The sequence below is a fragment of the Mesorhizobium sp. WSM4837 genome (assembly GCF_055811435.1).
On the sequence record NZ_JBVVQE010000190.1, the window covers coordinates 1 to 1,485 of the forward strand.

Consider the following 1,485-nt stretch of genomic DNA (forward strand, 5'->3'; position numbering starts at 1 on the left):
AGATGTTTAGATGGGGTATTCGGCTTGAGCCCTGTCTGCGACGGCAATGGTGAGGGATGCAGCGTTTCGAGCTGATGGTAGCGTGAGAGTGTCGCCTCACAAGCATCAGGAAAGGAAGGCTGCATGAAGCATTACGCTGGACTGGACGTCTCGCTCAAAGAGACTTCGATCTGCATCGTGGACGAAACGGGTTCGATCTGCCGGGAGCTGAAGGTGCCCAGCCACCCGGAAGACCTTGCTCGGGCGCTCCAGGCCTCCGCATGGCAACTGGTCCGAATCGGGCTGGAAGCTGGACCGTTGTCACAGTGGCTGTTCAGCGGATTGGCCGAAGCAGGCTTGCCCGTAGTCTGCATCGAGACCCGCCACACGAAGGCGTTCCTCAAGGCGCAGGTGAACAAGACCGACCGCAACGATGCGCGCGGCATCGCCCAGATGATGCGGGTCAACCTGTTCCGGCCAGTGCACGTCAAGACAGTAACGAGCCAGCAGCGCCGAGCCCTGCTCACCGCTCGAAAGCTGCTGCAGGAGAAGGCCATCGCGATCGAGAACGACATCCGCGGCTTGCTGCGTAACTTCGGCCTCAAGGTGGGCATCACCGGTAAGGTGGGATTTGAGGTCCGGGTACGGGAACTTGCTGACGGTATGCCAGAGCTGGCGGACATCACCGCATCCCTGCTCGCCGCCAGGCAGAAGCTGCGGGAGGAGCTGTCCCGGCTTCATCGGAAAGTGCTTGAGATTGTCAGGGACGATAACAACTGCCGGCGCCTGATGACGGTTCCGGGTGTCGGGCCTGTCGTTGCCTTGGCGTTCGCCAGTACCATCGATATCCCGGCCCGCTTCCGCAACTCGAAGGCTGTCGGAGCTGCTTTGGGATTGACGCCGGTGCTCAAGGAATCTGGAGAGAGCAAGCGCGTCGGCTGCGTTTCGCTCTGCGGGGATGGGATGATGCGAACGTTGCTCTATGAGGCGGCACAAGTCATGCTCACCCGTGTGAAGAGGTGGTCCTGGCTGAAAGCTTGGGCGACAAACATCGCTAAGCGAGGCAGTCTGCGCAAGGCTGTCGTTGCCCTGGCCCGCCGGATGGCCGTCATTATGCATCGGATGTGGAGCGATGGGACGGAGTTCCGCTGGACCCGAGATGACGCGACCGCGCGTGCCTGATTAAACGACCCCGGCTGTGGGGTCGGCGTGATACAAGATTCCACCTCCGGTGGATAGGAGTCCTTCGCGGGACGACGAGTGAAGCAAGGGCGTGCCGGGACTTGGTCGGGCGTGGCAGCACCTCCAGACCGCTGTTTAGATTGCTCGCTTCATTCTCCTGATCCCATGGTGGGAGGGCTTACGAGCCGATCCCGAAGAGAAGCAAGGCCTCGCGAAGGTCAACCAACATCGGTGTGACGAACAGCTTAGGTGGGATGAACAGCTCAGAAGACGCTTGACTTCAAATCGCCGAATAGAGAAGTCCCGGCATTTGCTGGAGCGGAT

The 1,485-nt window shown here is 60.5% G+C and carries 1 protein-coding gene; it reads left to right on the forward strand.

Translation table 11 applies throughout. The annotated features are described in order from the left end of the window. The first annotated feature begins 123 nt into the window (after nt 1-123). On the forward strand, nt 124-1,161 hold the full coding sequence (locus AC0L3D_RS36600; protein ID WP_473647520.1) for an IS110 family RNA-guided transposase: 1,038 nt from the start codon (nt 124-126) through the stop codon (nt 1,159-1,161). The last annotated feature ends 324 nt before the right edge of the window (nt 1,162-1,485 follow it).